Annotated in this window: 3 protein-coding genes; 1 reads left to right on the plus strand and 2 read right to left on the minus strand. The window is 71.9% G+C overall.

Annotated features, from left to right (window positions below; genetic code table 11):
• Positions 1–141: 141 nt before the first annotated feature.
• The gene (locus ACPYOM_RS21675) at positions 142–570 is read right to left on the minus strand and encodes an organic hydroperoxide resistance protein (RefSeq protein WP_481347541.1); all 429 of its coding nucleotides are present in this window, start codon (positions 568–570) and stop codon (positions 142–144) included.
• A gap of 60 nt (positions 571–630) precedes the next feature.
• On the opposite strand from ACPYOM_RS21675, the gene ACPYOM_RS21680 reads away from it, so the two are divergent.
• Positions 631–1101, plus strand: coding sequence for a MarR family winged helix-turn-helix transcriptional regulator (locus ACPYOM_RS21680; protein WP_481341085.1), 471 nt, complete (start codon positions 631–633; stop codon positions 1099–1101).
• A gap of 54 nt (positions 1102–1155) precedes the next feature.
• On the opposite strand, the gene ACPYOM_RS21685 is transcribed toward ACPYOM_RS21680, so the two are convergent.
• Positions 1156–2301, minus strand: a 1146-nt coding sequence (locus ACPYOM_RS21685; protein ID WP_481347542.1) for a DUF445 domain-containing protein, incomplete at its 5' end; no start/stop codon positions are given.

Genomic DNA, 2301 nt, shown 5'->3' on the forward strand with positions numbered 1-2301 from the left:
TCCGTCGTCGGCAGCGTCAGATGTGTATAAGAGACAGGGCATGGCGGGGGTCGCAGGCGTGCTGTCGCTCATCGGATCTCCTTGGCGGGCAGGTGTTCTCGGGCAGGAATGGGACGTCGGGACAAGACCGGACGGAGCCGCTCAGGCGACCCGCAGCTCGACGGGGATGTTCCCGCGCGTCGCGTTGCTGTACGGGCACACCTGGTGCGCGCGCTCGACGAGCTCGCGGGCGAGGTCCCCGTCGAGGCCGTCCGGCAGCTCGACCTCGAGGACGACGGCGAGCCCGAAGCCCTGGCCCGGCGTGCCGCTCAGGCTGACGTCGGCCGTCACCGCCGCGTCGAAGCCCTCGACGCGACGCTGCCGCGCCACGAGCCCCAGGGCGCTGGCGAAGCAGGCGGCATAGCCGGCCGCGAAGAGCTGCTCGGGGTTGGTGCCCTGTCCGCTGCCGCCGAGCTCCTTCGGTGCCGCGAGCGCCACGTCGAGGCGCCCGTCGGAGGTGACGGCGCGGCCCTCGCGTCCGGACGCGGTGGCGGAGGCGACGTAGCGGGCCTGGTGGGCGGTGGAGGTCATCATCCATCCTTCATATCGTGGTCAACTCTATTGTGCGCAATTGAATAGTAGACTGAAACCATGGCACGCACCACTTCGGCCCCGGACCTTCGCCTCGAGCAGCAGATCTGCTACGCCATGCACACGACCGTGCGCGCCTTCGACGCCGTCTACCGGGACCTCCTCGCCGAGCACGGCCTGTCCTACCCGCAGTACATCGCCCTCATGGCCCTCGGCGAGCACGGACCGGTGACGGTCGGCGACCTCGGCCGCCTCCTGCGCCTCGACTCCGGCACGCTGTCCCCCCTCCTCAAGCGGATGCAGTCGGCCGGGCTCGTGGCGCGCGCGCGGGACCCCGAGGACGAGCGACGCGTCGTCGTGCGCCTCACCGGAGCGGGGCGCGAGCGCCTCGACGCCCTCGTCGGCCTGCCGACGACGATCGCCGAGCGCAGCGGTCTGAGCCGCGCGGAGCTGCGTGAGCTGCACCGGGTGCTGCGGACGGTCTCCGAGCGCCTCGACGCCGTGGCGGCGGGGGCGGCCCGGCAGGCGTAGGAGGGAGCAGGCCCAGACCGCCGCGACCGTCCACGGGGGCGTGTGGCGAGGCGGTCAGGGCACGAGGAGCGAGACGGCGTGGATGAGCATGCCGATGAGGCCGCCGACCAGGGTGCCGTTGATCCGGATGAACTGGAGGTCGCGTCCCACCTGGAGCTCGACCCGCTCGGCGGTCTCCTTGCCGTCCCACCGGTCGATGGTGTGGCTGATGACCTGGGTCACCTCGGTGCCGTACCGCTCGACGGCGTAGACCGTGGCGTCGCAGATGCGGGCGTCGATCCGGTCGCGGATGGCCCTGTCGGCGAGGAGCCGCTCGGCGAGGCCGGTGACCTCCTTGACGGCGCGGGTGCGGACCGGGCCGTCCACGTCCTCGAGGGCCGACACGACGACCGACCGCAGCGAGGCCCACAGCGCCATCGCGGTGTCGGGCACCTGCGGGTGCGACAGGAGCCGCTCCTTGAGCCGCTCGGCCTTGGCCTGCGTCACCGGGTCGTGCTGGAGGTCGTCGGCGAGGTCGACGAGCAGCTTGTCCAGGGCCAGTCGGACGTCGTGGCGCGGGTCGTTGCGGATGTCGGCCAGCCACTTGAGCGCCTCGACGTGGACCTTGCGGGCGACGATGTCGTTGATGGCGTCGGGGACCCACGACGGCGCGCGCTGGGTGATGAGCGCCTCGAAGAGGTCCTCGTTGTCGACGAGCCAGGCCCGCAGCTCGTCGAGGACGAGGTCGACGAGCGCGACGTGAGCCTCGTCCCGCACGACCTGGTCGAGCAGGCCACCGGCCAGCGAGCTGACCGGTTCCTGCTTGAGCCGCGGCAGCACGGCCAGCTCGATGACGGCCCGGACGTCCTCGTCGGGGATCCGGTGCAGCGCGTGGACCGTGACGGTGGCCACCTCGTCGACGAGACGCCTGGCGTGGCCGGGACCGAGCACCCACTCCGCGGCGCGACGCGTCGGCTCGGCGTCGAGGACCCGCTCGCGGATGATGTCCTCGCGCATGAAGTTCTCGCTGACGAACTCCTCGAGGCTGCGCCCGATCATCTCCTTCTTGCGCGGGATGAGGGCCGTGTGCGGGATCGGCAGCCCGAGCGGGTGGCGGAAGAGCGCCGTGACCGCGAACCAGTCCGCGCACGCACCGACCATGGAGGCCTCGGCGCCCGCGTTGACGAACCCGAGGACACCGTCGGCCTGCCCGCGGGTGAG

The sequence above is a fragment of the Monashia sp. HAY1-2A genome (assembly GCF_056755315.1).